The sequence below is a fragment of the Pedobacter sp. 01T416_2 genome (assembly GCF_056398925.1).
Genome location: NZ_JBFTQI010001203.1, coordinates 1 through 1,085, shown reverse-complemented (window position 1 = coordinate 1,085; position 1,085 = coordinate 1). Strand labels below are relative to the sequence as shown.

General features: G+C 35.7%; 1 protein-coding gene. It reads left to right on the top strand.

Annotated features, from left to right (window positions below):
* Positions 1-1,085, top strand: a 1,085-nt coding sequence (locus AC1DPQ_RS28555) for an MFS transporter (RefSeq protein ID WP_477611684.1), incomplete at both ends; no start/stop codon positions are given.

Here is a 1,085-nt window from a genome sequence, read left to right as displayed (position 1 = left end):
CAATGGGACGGTGCAGATTTTGGGGTAATTTTCTCTACAATGGGCATTGCATCGCTATTTATGCCAACCATAACAGGCATTCTTGCAGATAAATGGATCAATGCAGAAAAGTTATATGCTATTTTACATATCCTTTACGCAGCCACCATGTTCTATCTGCCTCAAGTAGAAGATCCGCACACTTTCTTTTGGGTTATATTGGTGTCTATGTGTTTTTATATGCCAACCATTGCATTAAGTAACTCAATTAGCTACACAACATTAAAAAACGGCAACTTCGATGTTGTAAAAAACTTTCCGCCCATCCGTGTTTGGGGAACAGTTGGTTTTATTGCCGCCATGTGGCTTACCAATTTAACCGGGAATAAAGCAAGTGCAAATCAATTTTACATTGCTGGTATAAGTGCCTTATTTTTAGGCATATACTCTTTCACTTTACCTGCCTGTAAACCTTTAAATTTAATTAGTGAGAAAAAAACATTCGCACAGAAACTAGGGTTAGAATCATTCAAGCTGTTTGCTGATTATAAAATGGCCTTGTTTTTCATCTTCTCTATGTTTTTAGGGGCTGCATTGCAATTAACCAATGCTTATGGTGATGTTTTTCTGGATGAATTTAAATTATTCCCTGTATTTGCAGAATCTTTTGTAATCCGCTATTCCACGATCATTTTATCCATCTCTCAAATATCAGAAACACTGTTTATTCTTGCTATTCCATTCTTTTTGAAAAGATTTGGGATTAAATGGGTAATTGCAATTGCCATGTTTGCCTGGGTATTACGTTTCGGGTTATTTGCCTTTGGCGATCCTTCTACTAATTTATGGATGATCATTACTTCTTGTATTGTATACGGTATGGCATTCGATTTCTTTAATATTTCCGGATCACTGTTCGTAGAAACATCAACCACACCAAAAACACGTTCATCTGCTCAAGGTTTATTTATGATGATGACTAACGGTTTTGGAGCTGTGTTTGGAAGTTTAGTGTCAGGTTGGATGATCAATAAATATTTTACTACCTATTATAGCAGTATTGATTCATTATCTAAATATGTAAAGAGCGAAGCAGACAATAAACA